At 72.7% G+C, this 20,207-nt stretch carries 15 protein-coding genes and 1 riboswitch; of the genes, 11 read left to right on the top strand and 4 right to left on the bottom strand.

The genetic code is table 11. The features are described 5' to 3' along the window. The first annotated feature begins 45 nt into the window (after window positions 1–45). The 3 genes from KY498_RS07420 (at window position 46) to KY498_RS07410 (ending at window position 4,109) form a co-directional block, all read left to right on the top strand. Entirely contained in the window at window positions 46–1,530 is a 1,485-nt protein-coding gene (locus KY498_RS07420; protein WP_101305796.1) for an APC family permease, read from the top strand. A 73-nt stretch (window positions 1,531–1,603) separates the two neighbouring features. Beyond that, window positions 1,604–3,592, top strand: coding sequence for a primary-amine oxidase (locus KY498_RS07415; protein WP_191008051.1), 1,989 nt, complete (start codon window positions 1,604–1,606; stop codon window positions 3,590–3,592). Window positions 3,593–3,596: 4 nt separating this feature from the next. Continuing rightward, the gene (locus KY498_RS07410) at window positions 3,597–4,109 is read left to right on the top strand and encodes a hypothetical protein (protein ID WP_191008052.1); all 513 of its coding nucleotides are present in this window, start codon (window positions 3,597–3,599) and stop codon (window positions 4,107–4,109) included. Between the two features lie 91 nt (window positions 4,110–4,200). Here the strand turns inward: KY498_RS07410 and thiD are convergent, their stop codons facing one another. The 4 genes from thiD to KY498_RS07390 all read right to left on the bottom strand — a co-directional run bounded on the left by thiD (window position 4,201) and on the right by KY498_RS07390 (window position 8,355). Beyond that, a complete protein-coding gene (thiD, locus tag KY498_RS07405) occupies window positions 4,201–5,634 on the bottom strand; it encodes a bifunctional hydroxymethylpyrimidine kinase/phosphomethylpyrimidine kinase (protein WP_191008053.1) in 1,434 nt (477 codons plus the stop codon). Next, window positions 5,631–6,314: a thiamine phosphate synthase gene (thiE, locus tag KY498_RS07400; RefSeq protein ID WP_191008054.1), complete on the bottom strand. Its 684-nt coding sequence runs from the start codon at window positions 6,312–6,314 to the stop codon at window positions 5,631–5,633. Before thiE ends, thiD begins: the two co-directional genes overlap by 4 nt. Then, a complete protein-coding gene (gene thiM, locus KY498_RS07395; RefSeq protein ID WP_191008055.1) occupies window positions 6,311–7,114 on the bottom strand; it encodes a hydroxyethylthiazole kinase in 804 nt (267 codons plus the stop codon). Before thiM ends, thiE begins: the two co-directional genes overlap by 4 nt. Beyond that, window positions 7,108–7,202: riboswitch (TPP riboswitch) on the bottom strand. It overlaps the preceding gene by 7 nt. A 49-nt stretch (window positions 7,203–7,251) precedes the next feature. Then, complete coding sequence (locus KY498_RS07390) at window positions 7,252–8,355, bottom strand: NAD(P)-binding domain-containing protein (protein WP_191008056.1); 1,104 nt, start codon at window positions 8,353–8,355, stop codon at window positions 7,252–7,254. Window positions 8,356–8,441: 86 nt separating this feature from the next. On the opposite strand from KY498_RS07390, the gene KY498_RS07385 reads away from it, so the two are divergent. From KY498_RS07385 to KY498_RS07350, 8 genes are all read left to right on the top strand, one after another. After that, the gene (locus KY498_RS07385; RefSeq protein WP_191008057.1) at window positions 8,442–10,613 is read left to right on the top strand and encodes a DNA polymerase III subunit gamma and tau; all 2,172 of its coding nucleotides are present in this window, start codon (window positions 8,442–8,444) and stop codon (window positions 10,611–10,613) included. Between the two features lie 3 nt (window positions 10,614–10,616). Next, complete coding sequence (recR, locus tag KY498_RS07380; protein ID WP_060961043.1) at window positions 10,617–11,210, top strand: recombination mediator RecR; 594 nt, start codon at window positions 10,617–10,619, stop codon at window positions 11,208–11,210. A 173-nt stretch (window positions 11,211–11,383) separates the two neighbouring features. Next, window positions 11,384–11,869: a hypothetical protein gene (locus KY498_RS07375; RefSeq protein WP_060961042.1), complete on the top strand. Its 486-nt coding sequence runs from the start codon at window positions 11,384–11,386 to the stop codon at window positions 11,867–11,869. After that, window positions 11,866–13,548, top strand: coding sequence for a PASTA domain-containing protein (locus tag KY498_RS07370; RefSeq protein WP_191008058.1), 1,683 nt, complete (start codon window positions 11,866–11,868; stop codon window positions 13,546–13,548). The genes KY498_RS07375 and KY498_RS07370 overlap by 4 nt, the downstream gene beginning before the upstream one ends. A gap of 207 nt (window positions 13,549–13,755) precedes the next feature. Continuing rightward, complete coding sequence (gene pstC, locus KY498_RS07365) at window positions 13,756–14,769, top strand: phosphate ABC transporter permease subunit PstC (RefSeq protein ID WP_060960205.1); 1,014 nt, start codon at window positions 13,756–13,758, stop codon at window positions 14,767–14,769. Beyond that, the gene (pstA, locus tag KY498_RS07360) at window positions 14,769–16,016 is read left to right on the top strand and encodes a phosphate ABC transporter permease PstA (protein WP_191008059.1); all 1,248 of its coding nucleotides are present in this window, start codon (window positions 14,769–14,771) and stop codon (window positions 16,014–16,016) included. The genes pstC and pstA overlap by 1 nt, the downstream gene beginning before the upstream one ends. Next, on the top strand, window positions 16,013–17,497 hold the full coding sequence (gene pstS, locus KY498_RS07355) for a phosphate ABC transporter substrate-binding protein PstS (protein WP_061782354.1): 1,485 nt from the start codon (window positions 16,013–16,015) through the stop codon (window positions 17,495–17,497). The genes pstA and pstS overlap by 4 nt, the downstream gene beginning before the upstream one ends. 158 nt (window positions 17,498–17,655) lie before the next feature. Continuing rightward, window positions 17,656–20,178: a hypothetical protein gene (locus KY498_RS07350; protein ID WP_191008060.1), complete on the top strand. Its 2,523-nt coding sequence runs from the start codon at window positions 17,656–17,658 to the stop codon at window positions 20,176–20,178. Window positions 20,179–20,207 lie beyond the last annotated feature (29 nt).

Genomic DNA, 20,207 nt, shown 5'->3' with positions numbered 1-20,207 from the left:
CCGTTCCTTCCGCCTCGCTCCGCACCCCGATCTGGAGAGGTCATCATGACGAGAATCGACTCACCCGGCGCCGCCGCCCCGTCCGCCGCGTCGCCCGCCCGCGCCCTGACGGGCTCGCTGGGCGCGACGGCCATCGTCTTCATGGTCGTCGCCGCGGCGTCGCCGCTCACCGTCATCGGGGGTGCGGCGCCCCTCGGCATCCTGATCGGAAACGGGGTCGGCTTCCCGGCCCTGTACGCCGTCAGCGCCGTCATCCTGCTGCTGTTCTCCGTGGGTCTCGCCGCGATGTCGCGGCACATCCCGCGGCCGGGCGCCTTCTTCACCTACGTCGGCTACGGCCTCGGACGTTCGACGGGACTGGCGGCGGCATGGATCGCGATGCTGACCTACACGACGATCCAGGTCTCGGTGTACGGCTACGTCGGCTACATCCTCTCCTACACGCTCGCGTCGACGGCCGGGATCTCGCTGCCGTGGTGGCTGTTCTCGCTGCTGGTCATCGGACTGGTCGGCATCCTCGGCTATCGGCACATCGACCTGTCGAGCAAGGTGCTCGGGGTGCTGCTGATCGCGGAGGTCGGTGTCGTCGTCGTGCTCGTCGCCGTCGTGCTGTTCCGTGCCCCCGAGGGGCTGAGCCTCGCCCCCTTCGAGCCCGCCAACATCGCCAGCGGCTCGCCGGGGGTCGGGCTCATGTTCGCCATCGCGGCCTTCATCGGCTTCGAGGCCACCGCCATCTTCCGCGACGAGGCCCGCGACCCGGATCGCACCATCCCGCGGGCCACCTACATGGCCGTGATCGGCATCGGCGTCTTCTACACCGTGGCCTCTTGGGGTCTCGTGATGGCGTGGGGACCGAGCGCGATCGTCGACGAGGCGGCCGCCGATCCGGGCAGCCTCATCCTGCGCACGATGGCCACCTACCTGGGACCGATCGGGGAGATCGTCACGAACGTGCTGCTGATCACGTCGATGTTCGCGTGCGTGCTCTCCTTCCACAACGTCGTCACCCGCTACCAGCACTCGATGGCCACCGCCGGCGTTCTGCCCGAGCGGCTCTCCGCCGTGCACCACCGCCACCTGTCGCCGCACGCGTCCTCCATCGTCCAGACCGTCACGGCCGCCGTGCTGACGGGGATCTTCGCGGCCTTCCAGCTCGACCCGGTGCTGGCCGTCTTCACGTGGTTCGCCGGCGTCGCCACGCTCGCCATCGCGATCCTCATGGCCGTCACCTCGGTGGCGGTGATCGTCTACTTCCTGAGGCGGCGCTCCGACCGGCGGGTCTGGAACACCATCGTCGCCCCGGCGCTCGGGTTCGCCGGGCTCGTCATCTCGGCGGCGCTCATCGTCGCCTACTTCCCGATCATGGTCGGCGATGTGGATGCCGAGGGCGCCCCGGTGTTCGGCGGGCTGAGCTGGTTCCTCATCGGGCTCGTCGTGCTCTTCCCCGCTCTGGGCTACGTCCAGGCCGCGTGGATCCGCGCGCGCCGCCCCGCCGCCTACGCGAAGCTCACCGACGCCATCGCCGGCTGAGCACCCTCGAACGCCGCACCCCACGAAAGCCCCACCCCTCGAAAGCCCCACCCCTCGAACGAAGGACATCCGGATGACCCTCACCGACCTCACCGCGTCGGGCTTCGCCGCCCCCGCCGCGCCCGCCCACCCGCTGGCCTCCCTCTCCGCCGCCGAGATCGACGCGGTCCGCACGATCGTGCTGGCGCTCGCGTCGACCACCGATCGCGTCCGATTCGTCTACGTCGGACTGGAAGAGCCGGCCAAGGGCGAGATCGCGGCCTGGGAGCAGGGCGGGCCCGCGCCGGAGCGGCGCGCACGGGTGCAGCTGCTCGACATGGCGACGACCCGGTCGAGCGACCTCGTCGTGTCCCTCGCCAGCGGCGAGGTGCTGCGCGAGACGGTGCTCGACGGAACGGCGGGACAGCTCCCGATCCTCGATGCGGAGTTCGAGGAGGTCGGCGTGATCGCCGGCGCCGACGAGGGATGGGTGGCCGCGCTCGCCGCCCGCGGTCTGACGGTCGAGGACGTCGTGCTCGTTCCGCTGTCGGCGGGACACTACGGGTACCCGGCCGAGGAGGGACGACGCATCCTCCGCACCTTCGCCTTCCGACAGGATCACCCCCAGGACCATCCGTGGGCCCATCCCGTCGACGGCCTCACGGCCTACATCGATGTCGCGGCGCGCTCGGTGATCGAGATCGTGGACACCCCCGGGTTCGCGGTGCCCGAGACGAGCGGCAACTACGACGATCCCGCCCTCCAGGGACCGCCCCTGGAGGGGCTGAAGCCGATCGTCATCACCCAGCCCGAGGGGTCGAGCTTCACGGTCGACCAGGAGCACGTCGTGTGGGGGGACTGGGATCTGCGCATCGGTTTCGACGCGCGCGAAGGGCTGATCCTGCGCCAGCTGAGCTTCCAGGGACGACCGGTGATGTACCGCGGCTCGATCAGCGAGATGGTCGTGCCGTACGCCGACCCCGCGCCCAACCGCTTCTGGCAGAACTACTTCGACACCGGCGAATACCTGTTCGGGCGCTACACCAACGAGCTGGAGCTCGGGTGCGACTGCGTCGGCGACATCACCTACGTCGACGCGGTGCTCGCCGACGAGCTGGGGATGCCGCGGACCGTCCGCAACGGCGTGTGCATGCACGAGGAGGACTTCGGCTCTCTCTGGAAGCACACCGACATCTTCACGGGCGCCAGCGAGGTACGCCGCCAGCGCCGGCTCGTGATCTCTTTCTTCACCACGGTCGGCAACTACGACTACGGCTTCTTCTGGTACCTGTACCTCGACGGCACGCTCGAGTGCGAGGCGAAGCTGACCGGCATCCTCTTCACCTCCGCCTACCCCGGCGCGGACTACCCGTTCGCGTCGCAGGTGGCACCCGGCCTGGGCGCCCCCTACCATCAGCACCTCTTCTCGGCCCGGCTCGACATGACCGTGGACGGCGTGGCGAACGTCGTCAACGAGATCGACGCGGTGCGGGTGCCGATCTCGCCGCAGAACCCGGCGGGCAACGCCTTCACGAAGAAGGTCACGCCCATCGTGTCGGAGAAGGTCTCCGGCCGCGTCGCCGACGGCGCCGTGAACCGGGTCTGGCAGATCGCGTCGACCGAGCGGACCACCGCGATGGGCCAGCCCACGTCGTACGTGCTCTTCCCGACGGAGACCCCCGTGCTGCTGGCGGACGACGACTCCTCGATCGCCGCGCGCGCCGCCTTCGCGACCAAGAACCTCTTCGTCACGAAGTACGACCCGGACGAGCGGTACGCGGCGGGGGACTTCGTCAACCAGCACCCGGGCGGCGGCGGCATCCCCGCCTTCATCGCCGGCGACGAGCCGCTGGTCGGCGAGGACCTCGTGCTGTGGCACACCTTCGGCCTGACGCACTTCCCGCGCAACGAGGACTGGCCGGTCATGCCGATGGACTACGCGAAGTTCACCCTCAAGCCGTACAACTTCTTCGAGCGCAACCCCGCGCTGCATGTTCCCGCGCCGACGTCCGCGCACTGCGCGCCCGGTCATGATCACGGCGGTCACGGTCATGACCACGGCGGTCACGGACACCACAGTTGAGAACGTGACCCTGCACCTGTTCGCGCTCGCGCCCGCCACGATCGGACTGTGCTGCCTGGCAGCCGACCGGCGGCGGGCGCGAGCCGGGGAGCTGGCGACCGCGCTGCTCATGCTCGTCGCGATGGCGGATGCCGCGGTGACGCGGCTCGTGCCGGTGGTGTGGTGGGTGGCGATGCTCCTGGCCGGGGCGATCGCCCTCTCGGCGGCCGGTGGACGGCGTCGAGGATCCGGCCGTTCCGCGGACGCCGTACGGATGCCGATGGGACTGCATGCCGCCGCAGGCATGGTCGTGATGGCGGCGCTGATGCTCGCGATGACGGGCGGCGGGGTCGCCGACGCCGCGCATCACCACGGGGCGTCCGCCCCGGCGCTCGCACCGGTGGGCGTGGTGCTCGCCGGCGCCTATGTGCTCGGATCGGTGCGGGTGGCGGTGCGGGCACGCACCGCGCTGGATCGCGGACAGTACGCGGCGATGGCGGCATCCGTCGGTCTGATGTCGCTCGCCCTCGTCGTCTGAGGCGCCCTCTCGTCCACAGGCCGTTCCGTTGACGTCCGTGCAGGAAACCCGGGTCTGGTATCCGGCGTGAGCGTCAACGGAATCGTCACCCTCAGGGGGCGTCGAAGAAGGCGAGCTCGTGACGCATCGACCGCTCGAACGCGGCGGACATCCGGTCGCGGTCGTCCGGGGATGCCGCGGCGGCTGCCGCGTCGGCGATCGCGATCGCCCGCCTCGTAGCCTCCGCGAACGCCGGGTCGCCGTAGGCCCGCAGCCAGTCGGCGTAGGGGTGCGCGTCGTGCGCGAGCGGCGCGAGCCGGGTGCCGAGATCGGCGTAGAGCCAGAAGCAGGGGAGCACGGCGGCGACCAGCTCCGCAGAGGAGCCGCCCGCGACGACCCGGTCGAAGTGGGCGAGATAGCCGCGCGTGGCCGGGCCCGGCTCGGGGTGGGCCTCGCCGATGCGCACGCGGTGGAGGCGCTCCTCCTCGAGGAGGCACGAGGCCGACGCCTCCGTCCAGAAGGCGCGCTCCTGCCCGTCCGCGGCGAGCTCGGCGGCGCGGGCGAGCACGCGGGAGTATGCCCGCAGATACAGGGCGTCCTGCGCGAGGTAGCGATGGAAGCGGTCGAGGTCGAGGGAGCCGTCGCCGAGGCCCGTCACGAGGTCGCACGCGTCGACGTCGGCGCGAACGGTCGAGGTCAGCCGCCACACGCCCGCGCTCCACGGCGCCCCGTCCCGCAGCGCGGGGCGCAGCTCGTGGAAGTGGTCGACGGGTCCGTCGCCCTCGCCGACGCGAAGGGCGTCCGCATGCTGCAACGCGCCCGTCAGCCACGCCTTCGCCCGTGCCAGCGCCGCCGGCCACGGCATCCCGGCGGCGCCGAGCGTGGCCATGGCGGAGGACAGCGAGCACCCGGTGCCGTGCGTGTGACGGGTCATCACGCGGATGCCGGAGACCTCGTGCACGCCGTCGGCGTCGACGATCGCATCGGGAGAGGCGGCGCCGTCGAGGTGCCCGCCCTTCAGCAGCACGGCCGTCCCGGTCTCACGGTGCAGGCGTTCGGCCTGTGCCACGGCCTGCGGCCACGATGCGGCGGGCGCGGCGTCGACGAGGACGGCCAGCTCGGGCAGGTTCGGGGTGACGAGGTGGGCGCGGCGGCACAGCCGACGGACGGCCGCCACCGCCTCGGCGTCGAGGAGCCGGTCGCCGCTCGTGGCCACCATCACCGGATCGAGGACCACCACCGGCGGACGCACCCGCGTCAGCCAGGCCTCGACGACGCCGGCGATCTCGCCCGAGAGCAGCATCCCGATCTTGACCGCATCGATCTCGACGTCATCGCTGACCGCGCGCAGCTGCTCGTCGAGGAACGCCGTCGGCGGCGCGTGCAGCGTGCGCACGCCGCGGGTGTTCTGGGCGACGAGCACCGTGACCACCGCCATCCCGTACCCGCCGAGCGCGCCGATCGACTTGAGGTCGGCCTGGATGCCCGCCCCACCGGTCGGATCGGTCCCGGCGATGCTGAGCACGCGGGGGATGCCGGCGGTCACCGGGCCGCCTCGGCGGCGTGCTCGGCGGGGCCGGTCAGAGCGGCGGCGAAGACCCCCGCCGCCGCGCCCGGATCGGCGGCCGCGCAGATCGCCGAGACCACCGCGACGCCCGCGGCGCCCGCGGCCCGGAGGGCAGGGACGTCGGCCGGCGTCACGCCCCCGATCGCGACGCAGGGCAGTGCGGTCGCGGCGGCGATCCTCGCGCACCCGCCGATGCCGAGCGGCTCGGGGTGATCGGGCTTGGTCGCGGTGGGCCGGATGACCCCCACCCCGAGGTAGTCGAGGGTGCCGGCGGGCATCTCGGCCGCGGCGGCGAGGTGGGCGGGGGTGTTCGCCGTCCAGCCGACCAGCGCGTCGGCGCCGAGCAGGGCACGGGCGGTCTGCGGGGGCACGTCGCTCTGGCCCAGGTGGATGCCGTCGACACGGGCGCCGGCGTCACGGGCCGCGAGCACGACGTCGAGCCGGTCGTCGACGACGAGCGCCGCCCGTGCGGCGACGACATCCGACAGAGCGACCGTCTGTGCGATCAGCTCGCGGGCGGTGGAGGCCTTGGCGCGCAGCTGCACCACGCTCGCCCCGCCGGCCACGGCCGCATCGACGATCTCGCACAGCAGCGGGAACGGGACGCGCTCGTCGGTGACGAGGTGCAGCGAGAGGTCGTGACCGGTGGCCCCGCTCATCGCGCGGGCTCCGCAGACGAGAGGCGATCGGGGGTGTCGAGGTCGGCCGGCGCCACGGCGGCCAGAGCGTCGAGGAACGCCACCGCGAACGAGCCCGGCCCGCGGGCCGCGCGCGCCGCCCGTTCCGCCGCGACGGCGTGCACGGCGGAGGCCGCGACCGCCGCCGACAGTGGGTCGCACACGCCCAGGAAGGCCGCCATGGTCGCACCGAGCGCGCATCCGCCTCCCGTCACCCGGGTCAGCAGCGCGTCGCCGCCGTGCACCCGGACCACCCGGGTGCCGTCGGTGATCAGGTCGACCGGCCCCGACACCGCCACCACCCCGCCCGTCCGCCGGGCGAGCGCGACCGCCGCGTCCCCCGCGGCCTCCGGGTCGTCGGTGGCATCCACGCCGCGTCCGCCCGCCCCGAGGCCGGCGAGTGCGAGGATCTCCGACGCATTGCCGCGCACGATCGCGGGTCGGCGCTCGACGAGCTCGGCGGCGAGGGCCGTCCGCACCGGGAGCACGCCGACGGCGACGGGATCGAGCACCCAGCGCTCGGTCGCCGCGACCGCCTCGCGCGCCGCGGTGCGCTGCTCGGCCGTCGGCGTGCCGAGGTTCACGAGCACGCCGTCCGCGATGCCCGCGAACACGCCCGCTTCGCCGGGGATGTCGCACATCGCGGGGGCGGCGCCCAGGGCCAGGAGGGCGTTGGCGGTGAAGTTCGTCACCACCGCGTTGGTGATGCACTGCACCAGCGGATGGGCCGTGCGCACGGCATCCACGGCGTCGGCGGGGGAGAGGTGGGCGCGCGCGCTCATCGGGGGGACATCCCTTCGCTCGTACGAACGAGATCAGGTTCGACGGGTGTGATCTCAGCCCATGGTTCGGGCACCCCGTGTCGTTGACCAGGAATGTAGCAGGGCGTCGCCGCGGGCGCGAACCCGCCGTCGGCGGCTCAGACCGGAGCGGCCGCGAGGTCGGCCACGATCGCGCGCACCGCATCGCGGCCGGCGCGGTTCGCGCCCACCGTCGACTGCGACGGCCCGTAGCCGATGAGGAACAGCCGCGGCTCGTCCACGGCGCGACCGTTCGCCACGCGGACACCGCCGAGCGCGGTCCGCAGCCCCAGCGGGGCGAGATGGGCGATGTCGGCGCGGAAGCCGGTGGCCCACAGGATGACGTCGGCGGGCTCGAACGACCCGTCGGGCATCCGTACCCCGTGCTCCTCGATGCGGGTGAACATCGGGTGGCGCACGAGGACGCCGCGCTCCTGCGCGCGCCGCGCCCAGGGCGTCCAGTGCTGGCCCGTCACCGAGATCACGCTGCCCGGCGCCTCGCCGCGCCGCACCCGCTCCTCCACGCCCGCGATCGCCGCGACGCGGGCCGCGGTGTCGAACTCCGCGGCATCCCACCGCACCTCCCGCCGCGTGACCCAGAAGGTGTCGGCGACCCGGGAGATCTCCTCCAGGAGCTGCACGGCCGAGATGCCGGCGCCCACGACGACGACGCGCTGACCGCGGAACTCGTCGGCCGACACGTAGTCGTGCACGTGCAGCTGGCGGCCCGCGAACTGCTCCTGACCCGGGTAGTGGGGCCAGAACGGCCGTCGCCAGGTGCCCGTGGCGTTGATCACGAACCGCGCGTGCCAGGCTCCGCGATCGGTGTCGACCTCCAGGAGGCCGTGCGGATCGGCGTCGACGCGGCGCACGGCGGTGACGTCCACGGGCCGCTGGACCCTCAGATCGAATCGCCGCTCGTAGTCGGCGAAGTACGCCGGGAGCACGTCGGCGCTCGCCGCGTCGGGGTCGGCCGGGGGAACGGGGGCTCCCGGCAGTTCGTGGATGCCGTTGACGGTCGCCATCCGCAGCGAACGCCACCGATGCTGCCAGGCGCCGCCCGGAGCGGCATCGGCGTCGAGCACGACGAACACGGGGGCGCGTCCGTCGCCCGGTGCCGGGACGAACCCGCGGCGGCGCAGATGGTAGGCCGCCGACAGTCCCGCCTGGCCGGCGCCGATCACGAGGACGTCCACCGTCCGGTCGGGCAGGGCGAGACTCATGCCCATCCCAACGCGGTCCGGCCGCAGATGTTCCCGCCGGGGCGCCCGCCGCGCCGCATGTCGGGGGCACGCCGTAGTCTGTTCTGGTGACCACCGCCCTGTACCGCCGCTACCGTCCGGAGACGTTCGGCGAGATGATCGGGCAGGCGCAGGTGACCGAGCCGCTCATGACCGCCTTGCGCGGCGACCGCGTCGGGCACGCGTATCTGTTCAGCGGCCCGCGCGGCTGCGGCAAGACGACGTCGGCGCGCATCCTCGCCCGCTGCCTGAACTGCGCGGCGGGCCCGACCGACACCCCCTGCGGCGTCTGCGACAGCTGCGTGGAGCTCAGCCGCGGAGGCGGGGGCTCCCTCGACGTGGTGGAGATCGACGCGGCCTCGCACAACGGCGTCGACGACGCCCGCGACCTGCGTGAGCGCGCGATCTTCGCCCCCGCGCGCGACCGGTTCAAGATCTTCATCCTCGACGAGGCGCACATGGTGACGGCGCAGGGGTTCAACGCCCTGCTCAAGCTCGTCGAGGAGCCGCCGGAGCACGTCAAGTTCATCTTCGCGACGACCGAGCCCGAGAAGGTCATCGGCACCATCCGCTCGCGCACCCACCACTACCCGTTCCGCCTCGTCGCGCCCGCCGCGATGCTCGAGTACGTCGAACAGCTGTGCGCCCAGGAGGGTGTGCAGACGGAGGCGGGCGTGCTGCCGCTCGTGGTCCGCGCCGGCGGGGGGTCGCCCCGCGACACGCTGTCGCTGCTCGACCAGCTCATCGCCGGATCCGATCCGGTCGACGGCGCCGCCGGTGCGACCGTGCGCTACGAGCGCGCCGTCGCCCTGCTCGGCTACACGCACGGCGCCCTGCTCGACGAGGTCGTCACGGCGTTCTCGGCCCACGACGCGGCCGCCGCCTTCGCGGCCGTCGACCGCGTCGTGCAGACGGGTCAGGACCCGCGTCGATTCGTCGACGACCTGCTCGAGCGTCTGCGCGACCTCATCATCGTCGCGGCCACGGGAGACGGTGCCGGCGCGGTGCTGCGCGGCATCCCGGCCGACGAGCTCGAGCGGATGGGCCGTCAGGCGTCCGCGTTCGGCACCGATCGCCTCTCGCGCATCGCCGATCTCGTCGTCGGGGCCCTCGACGACATGAGCGGTGCGACGTCCCCGCGGCTGCAGCTGGAGCTGCTCGTCGCCCGCGTCCTCGCCCACACCGCCGGATCCGTTCCGGCGGCGGCCCCGGACTCGCCGCCGGTGGCCGTGCCCGCCGCCGCTCCCGTCGCCGAGCCGCCGGCCGCGCCGAACCCGCCGGCTGCCGCCGCGCCGACCCCGCCGGCCACCGCAGCGCCGGCCGCACCGGTCGCGTCGACTCCGCCGGAGGAACCGGTCCCGCCGGCGGTCGCCGCACCGACTCCGCCGGCTGCCGCCGCACCCGTGCCGCCGGCAGGTCCCGTGACGCTGCCGCAGGTGCGCGACGCGTGGCCCGAGATCCTGCAGCGGCTCGAACCGGTGAGCCGGTCGTCGTGGATGATCGCGACCGACGCCACCCCGATCGCGTTCGCCGACGACGTGCTGACCCTCAGCTTCCGGACGCAGGGCGACGTGGCCGCCTTCAAGAAGCTCGCGGCCGGGAAGGGACCGAGCGAAGACCTGCGCGGAGCGATCCACGCTGTCCTCGGCATCCGGGTCAAGTACGTCGCGCGCTTCGACGCCGACCCGCCGTCCGACGGTGCTCCCGCTGAGCCCCCGCGGCCCGCATCGCCGCCCGCGACCGCGCCCGCTCCCACCGGCGACGCGCGCCCGGGCGGAGGCGGACGGACGGGCAGCTCCGTGGCCTCCGCGGCCGCCGCGCCCGTGACGGAGTGGGCCGTCGCGCCGATCCCGACCGATCCCGGCCCGGTGGCGGCCGCGCCGTCCGTTCCCGTCGCATCCGCCCTGACGGAGGCGCCCGGGCTCGCGGTCGACGACGAGCCCGAGGATGCCGTGGCGGCGCCCGTCCGCACGCTGACGGCGGTCCGCGAGGCGCCGTCCCCGGCAGCGGCCGAGTACACCCTCACCGACGACGACGCTCCGGACGACGACGAGTTCCCGCCGCCCGTCGACGACACGCCCGTCCCGCCGCGGGCGCCCGTGGCCGTCGAGCGTCCCGCCCCCGTACGCGCCCCCCGCCCCGGCGGGATCGAGCGCGTGGGGGAGGCGGTCGTGCGCCAGGTGCTGGGAGCGACGTTCGTGCGCGAGGAACCGTACACGCCGCCGACGAGGTTCAACTGATCCATGTACGACGGCATCGTCCAAGACCTGATCGACGAGTTCGGCCGCCTTCCGGGCATCGGACCGAAGTCGGCGCAGCGCATCGCGTTCCACATCCTGCAGACGCCGACCTTCGACGTCGCGCGTCTCTCGCAGCTGCTGGGCGAACTGCGCGAACGGGTGCGCTTCTGCGAGATCTGCGGAAACGTCAGCGAGCAGGAGCGTTGTGCCATCTGCCGCGATCCGCGACGAGACCAGACGTTCATCTGCGTCGTCGAGGACGCCAAGGACGTCTCCGCGATCGAACGCACCCGTGAGTTCCGCGGGCTCTATCACGTGCTCGGCGGCGCGATCAGCCCCATCGCGGGCGTCGGGCCCGAAGATCTTCGCATCGCGCAGCTCATGCAGCGCCTCGCGGACGGTACCGTGCAGGAGGTCATCCTCGCCACCAACCCCAACCTGGAGGGGGAGGCGACCGCGACCTACCTCAGCCGGCTGCTGCACACCCTCGAGATCCGTGTGACGCGACTCGCGTCGGGACTGCCGGTCGGCGGCGACCTCGAGTACGCCGACGAGGTCACCCTCGGCCGCGCCTTCGAGGGCCGCCGGAGCATCTGATGTCGCCGGCGGTGTCCGGCCGCGCCTGGGCGCTCTAGCCCGGTCGCGCGCAACCTCTCGTGCGCGAGATCGACCTCCCGCGTTCACCCCGCCGACCCGTCCGCGTCGCCTGCAGCCGACACTCTTCCTTCGCGGCCGAGTGCACGACTTCCGGTGTCGCGAAAGGGAGCATCATGTCCGCGCGTCTTCTCTACGCGCACTTTCCCGCGGCCACGCACCCCTCCGCCCTCGAGTGGATGCGCGTCGTCGCCGAGATCGCGGCGGGCCGGCCCGGCGTGGGACCGTTCCTCACCGGTCAGGACGTCCTGCCGCCGGCGCCCGCGGTCGCATGGCGCCTCGTGAGCGAGAACCGTCGCGAGATCGCCCGCGGATGCCGCCTGTTCGCCGATGAGACGGCGGCGCGGGCCGATCTCGCGGTCGTGCTGCGGGATGCGGCCGCCTTCGAGATCCACACCAACCCGGCGCCGCGGCTGCGCAGCACGGGATGGTTCGTCAGCTCCGGCGGGGCACTGGTCATGATGGGGGCACGCCGCTACGAGAAGAGATCGGCGGCGGAGAGCGCGGCGGTGCTGGCCGTGCGCCTGATGCGCGAGCTCGCTGCGGCGGGTGAGCCCGTGCTCGCGCGCCCGGAGCCGACGGATCCGCTCATCCTGCGATGAGCGACGGCCTGATCGCGGACCGGTTCCACCTCCGCCGACTGCTCGGCAGCGGGGGGACGGCATCCGTCTTCGAGGCCGACGACGTCGTCGGCGGCGTCGTCGTCGCCCTGAAACTGCTGCACCCGCACCTCGCCGTCGGCCCCGCCGTGTGGGAGGCGTTCTTCGAAGAGGTCCGGGCCGCCCGCGCGATCGCGCATCCGAACCTCGCGGAGGTGTACGACGCCGGGGTGGACGACCGCGACCCGCCGGTCGCCTGGATCGCGATGGAGCGCGTGGACGGCGAGACGCTCGCCGATCACGTCCGCGAGCACGGGCCCCTCGAACCGTGGGCGGCCGTCGCGCTGATGGGCGCCGTGCTCGATGCGCTGCAGGCGGTGCACGACGGCGGGGTGGTGCACCGTGACCTCACCCCCGCCAACATCATGCTCGACCCTCGTCTGAGCGCCGATGCCGGCAACGCGGACGCGTTCGCGCGGAGCGTCCGGCTGCTCGACTTCGGGCTCGCGGACATCCCCGGCCGCACGACCCTCGGCGCCGACGCCCTGCTCAGCGCGGACGACTCCCGCACCGCGGGTGTCGTGGCGAGCGTGCCCTACGCGTCGCCGGAGCAGCTGTCCGGCGCCGCCGTGGGGGAGGCGAGTGATCTCTACCAGGCCGGCGCCACGCTCTGCTTCGCCCTCACCGGGTCGGCGCCGTTCGCCGGCGATGCGCGCGCGGTGGTGCGCGCCCACCTCACCGCTCCGCCGCCCGTGCCCTCCGCACGGCGGCGCGGCATCCCGCGGCCGCTCGACCGCGTCGTGACGACCGCGATGCTCAAACGGCCCGACGACCGGTACGCGGATGCCGCGGCGATGGCCGCCGCCCTCGCCGCCGCCGTCCCCGCGATCGGTGTCACCGCGGACACGCCTCCGGACGAGGCGGGGGAGCAGACGGCGCGGACCCGCGTGTACCGCACCCGTCTCGCGGGCGACCCCGTGACACCGGCGGCCGCGGCGGGGAGCGCACCGCCACCCGCCGTGACCGCGGCCCGCGGCGCGTGGCGGGCGCCCCTGGTCGCTGCCGTCCTCATCGCCGCGGTGACCGCCGCCGCGGGCCTGTCGGCGATGGCGGCATCCACGAGCGCTCCGCCGGCCGCCTCGCCGACGGCCCCGTCCGCGACCGCGTCGCCGTCCGTCGCCGCGCCGCCGACACCGACGAGCGTCGCGGTGGTCCTCGTAGGGGTTCCGCAGGTCGGGGGGCTCGGTCTCGCCGAGGCCACCGCGGCGCTGGAGAGTGCGGGGCTCGCCGTCGGCGACCTCGCGCGCGTCGACGGACCGGCTCCCGCCGACGTCGTGCTGGAGTCGTCGCCGGGGGCGGGGGAGCGTGTGCGGGAGGGCTCGCCCGTGACGCTCCGTCTCGCGTCGGGGAGCAATGCGATCCCCGCGGTGGTGGGGATGACGCTCGCCGACGCCCAGGCCGCTCTCGTGTCCGCGGGGTTCGCGTCGCGGACGGCGGTCGTCGGCGCGGGCCCCTCGGGCGCCGTCTCCGCGTCGATGCCCTCGGCAGGCGAGCGGGCTCCGGTCGGCACGGTGGTGGTGCTCTCGATCCCGGGTGAGACCGTCGCGACGCCCACCCCGTCGGCATCCCCGACGCCGGTACCGACACCGTCGCCGGCGGTCACCGAACCACCCCGTCCGTGACTCTGCGCGCACCGTCCCGAGCCGTCATCTCCCGCACGGCGAGGCGTAAGACGGCGGTCATGAAACGACCGATCCTCGTTCACCTCGTGCCGTCATCCTGTGACCGCGGCGTGCGTCCCGAGCGCCCCGCAGCGCGCGCGGCCCGGATCCACAAGCGTCGCTCGACATCGCGATCCGCTGACCGATTCGGCCCGCCAGGGAGGCGCCATGACCACTGACTCCGTGACGGAGGTCATCCCGGCGCCGACCGTGCCGACCCCGCGGCCGCTCACCTCCCGCCCGGTGCAGGCGGACCGCATCTTCCGCGCCGTCTGCTACACGGCCGGCGGGGTCACGGTCGCGATCATGCTCGCCGTCGGCGTCTTCCTCTCCGGGCGCGCCGGCGAGGCGCTCGCGCGGTCGGGGCCCGCCTTCCTGTGGACCCAGGAATGGTCGCCCGAGACGGGCGAGTTCGGCATCGCGGCCGTGCTCTTCGGCACCGTGACCATCGCCCTGATCGCCCTCACCATCGCCGTCCCGCTGTCGCTGTCGACGGCCCTGCTGATCAGCGAGGTGGTGCCGGGATCCGTGCGGCCCCTGCTGATCTCGCTCGTCGATCTGATGGCCGCCGTCCCGAGCGTGGTCTTCGGGCTGTGGGGCGTGTTCTTCCTCCAGTCCAACGTCATCCCCATCTCGCAGTGGATCTCGACCTACTTCGGCTGGATCCCGCTGTTCGCCGTCACCGACGACACCGGCGCCCGCATCACGGATGCCGGGGCCTTCACCTCCTCCGCGTTCATCGCCGGCATCGTCGTGTCGCTGATGATCGTCCCGACGCAGACCTCCGTCATGCGCGAGGCGTTCTCGCAGGCGCCTCTCGGCGAGCGCGAGGGCGCGCTCGCCCTGGGCTCGACGAGGTGGGGGATGATCCGCACGGTCGTGCTCCCGTTCGGCCGCGGCGGCATCATCGGCGGAACCATGCTCGCCCTCGGCCGGGCGCTCGGCGAGACGATCGCCGTCGTGATGATCATCTCCCCGATCTTCTCGATCAACCCGCAGGTGCTGAAGACGGGGACCAACTCGGTGTCGGCGCTGATCGCCCTGCGCTACGGGGAGGCGAGTCAGTTCGGACTGTCCGCGCTGATGGCCGCCGGGCTCGTGCTGTTCATCATCACCCTGATCGTCAACTTCACGGCATCCACGATCGTGGCCCGCAGCCGTTCGGGAGCGGAGAGCAACTGATGACGATCCTCGAGACCGCCGCGCCGGAGCGCGCGGAGAGCGCCGCCGCGGGGCGGACGGCCGTACCGCACCGTCGCGACGAGGTCGCCGCTCGTCGCGATCTGCGCAGCGTCCCCCTCGACGACGCGTTCAACGTTTTGGGTGCGGTCGCGGCGGGCCTGGCCATCGCCACCCTCCTGTTCGGATGGCTGACGCCCATGACGGGCTTCGTCGGGTGGCTGATCATCTCCTTCATCGCGTTCCTGGGCGTGTACGGCGTCCTGTCCGCCCTGCGCGCCGACCGCCTCACCGTCAGCGAGCGCATCATGACCGCGCTCTTCTACTCGGCGGGCGCCCTGCTGCTCGGCGCCCTGGTCTTCGTCCTCGGCTTCACCGTCGTGCGCGGCGTGCCCGCGTTGATCCATCCGAACTTCTTCGTGGAGACCATGCGGCTGGCGGGACCGCTCGAACCGCTCAGCGTCGGGGGGATCGCACACGCGATCGTCGGGACGCTGATCCAGATCTCCATCGCCCTGGTGATCACGATCCCGCTCGGCATCACCACGGCGGTGTTCCTCAACGAGGTCGGCGGGCGCTTCGCGCGGTTCGTGCGGACGATCTCCGATGCGATGACGGCGCTGCCGTCGATCGTGGCCGGACTGTTCATCTACGCGGCCGTCGTCACGCTGGTCACGCACCAGCGCTCGGGGTTCGCCGCGGCGCTGGCGATCAGCGTCATGATGCTGCCGATCATCATCCGCGCCTCCGACGTCGTCCTCCGCCTCGTGCCGAACAATCTGCGCGAGGCGTCCTACGCGCTGGGCACGACGCGCTGGCGCACGGTGTGGAACGTGGTCCTGCCGACGTCGCGCTCGGGTCTGGTCACGGCCGTGATCCTCGGCACCGCGCGCGGGATCGGTGAGACCTCGCCGGTGCTGCTGACCTCCGGGGTCACGGCGGAGATGAACGTCAACCCCTTCACCGGGCCGATGATCTCCCTGCCGCTGCAGGTGTTCGACTTCGTCAAGTCGCCGGAGCCGAACATGATCGCCCGCGGCTTCGGGACGGCCGCGGTGCTCATCATCCTCGTCCTGCTCCTCTTCGTGATCGCGCGCGTCATCGGCGGCCGGGGAGCGGGCGTCCTCTCCGACCGTCAGCGGCGCCGCGCGTCGCAGCGCTCGCGCGACGACCTGCTCCGCATCGAGCGTCGTCGCGGCTCCGCACGCGTGACCCCTCCGCTCGCCGCCTCTCACCAGGAGACATCGTGACCCGTCGACTTCGACTCCTCGTCCGGACCGCGGCTGCGGTCTCGACCGTCGTCGCCCTCTCGCTCGTGTCGGTGCTGCCCGCCGGCGCTGCGCCGTCGTACGTCGCGATCTCGGGCTCCGGGTCGACGTGGTCGCAGAACGCGCTCGACCAGTGGCGCCGCAACGTCGCCAACAACTTCGCGATGACGGTGAACTACTCCGGTACCGGGTCCTCCGCCGGTCGCACCGACTTCATCAGCGGTCGTGTCGACTTCGCCGTCAGCGAGATCCCCTTCCAGCTGACGCCGGACAACCCCAACGACGCGCCCGAAGACCCCTCCGGTCGGCCGTACGCCTATCTCCCGATCGTCGCCGGCGGCAGCTCGTTCATGTACAACCTGAAGATCAACGGCAAGCGGGTCACGACGCTGCAGCTGACCGGAGAGGTGATCTCCAAGATCTTCACCGGAGCGATCACCGCGTGGAACGACCCGGCGATCCAGTCGCTCAACCCCGACCTCGCTCTTCCGAGCCGTCCGATCACCCCCGTGGTGCGCTCGGACGGATCCGGCTCGACGGCGCAGTTCACGCGCTGGATGGCGACGCAGTACCCGTCCATCTGGACCTACCGCATGACCTCGCAGTTCCCGACGATCAACAGCACGTTCAAAGCCCAGAACGGGTCTCTCGGTGTGTCCGGGTACGTCAAGCAGGACTACGGCGAGGGCGCGATCACCTACGTCGAGTACTCCTACGCGCTCAACGCGGGCTTCCCCGTGGTGCGGGTGCAGAACGCGGCGGGCGCCTTCGTCGAGCCCACCGCCGCGAACGTCCAGGTCGCCCTGACGCACGCGAAGATCAACACCGACCAGAGCTCGCCCGACTACCTCACGCAGATCCTCGACGACGTGTACAACGCCCCCGAGGCCGATGCGTATCCCGTCTCGAGCTACTCGTACATGATCGTGCCCACAGCGGTCGGCGGCGTCTTCACCGATGTGAAGGGGTTCACGCTCGGCGAGTTCCTGAAGTACGTCGTCTGCGAGGGGCAGAACCAGGCCGCGACGCTCGGCTACTCGCCGCTGCCGATGAACCTCGTCCAGGCGGCGTACGACCAGATCAAGCGCATCCCGGGAGCGTCCGTGAGCGGATTCGATCCGTCCACGTGCAAGAACTCCGGCGCGCCGGCGAACGATCCCGGCAGTGGCGCGAGCGGCGGCGGCGGTGACGGCTCCGGAGGCGGCGGGGCCGCCGCCGCGGCGGGAGGAACGGCCGCGGCGGCCGGGGCGGCGGCATCCGATCCCGTCTACGACGCCAACGGCAACCTGGTCTCCGGGGCGGCGGCCGGCGGGGCGCAGGCGGTGTCGAGCCCGTTCACGCTCGCGTCCGACGCGTGGGGGGTGCCGCAGACCACGATGCTCGTCGCCGGGGGACTCCTGGTCGCCGCGGTCATCCTGCCGCCGCTGCTGTCGCGACGGCTGCGCAACGATCGCCGACGCTGAATTTTCCCTTCCGGTCTGGGGTTTGACCGCGTTCGAGCGTTCGGTACCCCGACGAGTCGCCTCGTTCCCAGCTCGTTCATCTCGAATCCATAGCGCGCTTCTAGCGTGATCACGTCGCGCGAGAGATCGCCGGCGATACCCGAAAGAACGGTTCCAGGATGCTGCGTCCTCGACGGCGGACCCTGCTCGCCTCCACGGCCAGCGGCTTCGTGACGGCCGCCCTCGTGTTCACCCTCGTGGCGGGCGCGAACGTCGCCCTCGGCTCGCCCGCGCAGGCGGCGACCCCGGCGTCCTCCGCCGTCACCGTCACCGCCGCCGAGCAGGATCGCGACCTCACGCACGCGCCGATGCCCGACCTGGCCGTGACGGTCTCGCAGACCGAGAACCTCGTGGCGCAGGGTGTGCGCGTCAGCTGGACCGGCGGCAAGAAGTCGGTGGTGTCCAGCGTGAGCAGCGGTGGCGAGAACTTCCTGCAGATCTTCATGTGCTGGGGCGACGACCCGACCGACTCCTCCCGCCCCGACCGCACCACGTGCCAGTACGGGGCTCCGGGCAACATCGGCGCGTCCCGCGACGCGTACCGGGCCTCGGGCACCGCCCTCGCCGACGTGCCGAAGGAGGATCAGGCGTACACCGCGCCCGGTCTCGCGAGCTTCCTGCCCCCGTACACCGCGATCCCGTTCGTCGCGCGTGACCGCAAGCGCGTCGACGCGATCAAGACCGATGCCACGACGGGGGCGAAGTCGCGCGATCTGACGGTCGATCTGAGCACCAACGAGTTCTTCACGTCGTACACGACCAACGAGATCCCGTGGGCGGGCTCGGGGGACGACGGCAGCGGCTCGGTGTCCTTCGAGGTCCAGACCCTCGCGCAGTCCAACGGGCTCGGCTGCGGCACTCCCGTCGTCCACGACGGCGTCACCACCGGTGCCAGCTGCTGGCTGGTCGTGCTGCCGCGCGGCACCGCCGACAACGGCGCCTCGAGCATCTCGCAGTCCGGCCTGTTCATCGACTCGTGGAGGCATGCGCTGTCGATCAAGCTGGACTTCGAGCCCGTCGGCAGCAGATGCGAGGCGGGCGCGAAGGAGCACCAGCTCGCCGGCAGCGAGCTCATCTCCTACGCCGCGGGCTCGTGGCAGCCGGCCGTCTGCAAGCAGGCGTCCGGGGGCGTGTACTCGCTTCTCACGGTCCCCGAATCGGATGCCGTGACGGCCGCCGCGACCACCGACGACGCGCCGCTGGCCCTCACCTCGTTCCCGCTCGCCGCAGACGGCGGGTCGGATCCGCTCGTGTACGCGCCCCTGGCCATCAGCGGCATCAGCGTCGCGCTGGCGATCGACCGCTCGCCGGACCCGTTCCTGCAGGACATCCCGGAGAAGTACCTCGCGGCGGCGCACCTGCCGTTCACCTCGGTGAACCTGACGCCGCGGCTGCTCGCGAAGCTGCTGAGCTACTCGTACCTGTCGTCCCTTCCCACCGGCGCCGACACGTCGTACATGGGTGCCAAGAACCCCAGCAACATCACCAAGGACCCGGACTTCCTCGCCGTGAACGACCCGGAGTGGGCCGCGCAGGATCTCGCCGGACCTGCGATCGCGGACGTGATCGTCCCGCAGGGGCGCTCCGACGCCGCGCGCGCCGTGTGGGCCTACATCGCAGCCGACGACGACGCGCGCGCCTTCCTCGCGGGCGAGCCGGACCCGTGGGGGATGACCGTCAACCCCTGGTACGCCACGGACGCGACGAAGAACAAGACGGGCAACGCCTTCTCGCTCGATCGCGACGACTTCCCGAAGGCGGATCCCGTCGAGTACGCCCCCACCAACTCCGGTCCCGTGAACCTCGTCACGTGGCGTCCGTACGCGTCCGACCTCGGCACGGTCTCCTATCTCACCCTCCGCGGCGACGGTCAGATCCTCGGCGGCTGGGATCCCTACGCGAGCCCGCCGCGCTACGCCAAGGCGTCGCGCATGGCGACCGGGTCGCAGGCCATGCTCGGGTTGACCAGCTCCGCCGCGGCCGCCCGGTACCAGGTGATCTCGGCATCCCTGCGAAATCCCGCGGGGAGCTTCGTCGCGGCCACCGGCGACGCGATGGCGGCCGCCGCCGCCTCGATGACCGCGGACAACGCCGCGGGCGCCGTCGTCGGGTTCCAGCCGGCGTCGCCGGAGGCGAAGGCCGCGACATCCGCCTACCCGCTCACGCTGCCGATCTACGCCGCCAACAACCCCGCGAAGACCACCGCTGCGGTGCGGACCTCCTACGCCGCCTTCATCCGCTACGCCGTCAGCACGAACGGCCAGACGCCGGGCGCCGACGAGGGACAGCTCCCCGCCGGATACGCGCCGCTGCCCTCCTCCTGGGTGGCGCAGGCGACGGCGGCCGCCGAGCGCCTGGAGACGTACGCCCCCGCCACCACCACGGCGCCGCCCACGACCCCGGCCGCCGCGGCTCCCGGGCGACCGGCCGCCGCGGCGGCTGCTGCGGCTCCCGTCGCGGCTCCCGCCGCCGCGGCGCCCACCGCGACGGGAGCGGCCAGCGGTGCGCTGGCCGGCGCCACCACCCCCGGCGACCCGGATGTCGGGGCCCTCGCCGCGGCCGTTCCCGCGACCGTCCTCGGCGGCGCCGCGGGTGCCCTCATCGTCCCCCTGATCACCCGCTTTCGCCGGCGGGTCCTCTGAAGCGCGTCCCCGCGTCGCTTCTGCCTTCC

The organism is Microbacterium sp. PAMC21962 (assembly GCF_019443465.1).
GTDB classification, from domain to species: Bacteria; Actinomycetota; Actinomycetes; order Actinomycetales; family Microbacteriaceae; genus Microbacterium; species Microbacterium hominis.
The sequence above is the reverse complement of the archived record's forward strand: the minus strand, read 5'-3'. Positions and strand labels throughout refer to the sequence as shown.

Coding starts and splice junctions, on each gene's coding strand:
- KY498_RS07415 (WP_191008051.1), top strand. CDS start 1,604: ATGACCCTCACCGACCTCACCGCGTCGGGCTTCGCCGCCCCCGCCGCG.
- KY498_RS07350 (WP_191008060.1), top strand. CDS start 17,656: ATGCTGCGTCCTCGACGGCGGACCCTGCTCGCCTCCACGGCCAGCGGC.
- KY498_RS07375 (WP_060961042.1), top strand. CDS start 11,384: ATGTCCGCGCGTCTTCTCTACGCGCACTTTCCCGCGGCCACGCACCCC.
- thiE (WP_191008054.1), bottom strand. CDS start 6,314: ATGAGCGGGGCCACCGGTCACGACCTCTCGCTGCACCTCGTCACCGAC.
- KY498_RS07390 (WP_191008056.1), bottom strand. CDS start 8,355: ATGAGTCTCGCCCTGCCCGACCGGACGGTGGACGTCCTCGTGATCGGC.
- recR (WP_060961043.1), top strand. CDS start 10,617: ATGTACGACGGCATCGTCCAAGACCTGATCGACGAGTTCGGCCGCCTT.
- KY498_RS07420 (WP_101305796.1), top strand. CDS start 46: ATGACGAGAATCGACTCACCCGGCGCCGCCGCCCCGTCCGCCGCGTCG.
- pstA (WP_191008059.1), top strand. CDS start 14,769: ATGACGATCCTCGAGACCGCCGCGCCGGAGCGCGCGGAGAGCGCCGCC.
- KY498_RS07370 (WP_191008058.1), top strand. CDS start 11,866: ATGAGCGACGGCCTGATCGCGGACCGGTTCCACCTCCGCCGACTGCTC.
- thiM (WP_191008055.1), bottom strand. CDS start 7,114: ATGAGCGCGCGCGCCCACCTCTCCCCCGCCGACGCCGTGGATGCCGTG.
- pstC (WP_060960205.1), top strand. CDS start 13,756: ATGACCACTGACTCCGTGACGGAGGTCATCCCGGCGCCGACCGTGCCG.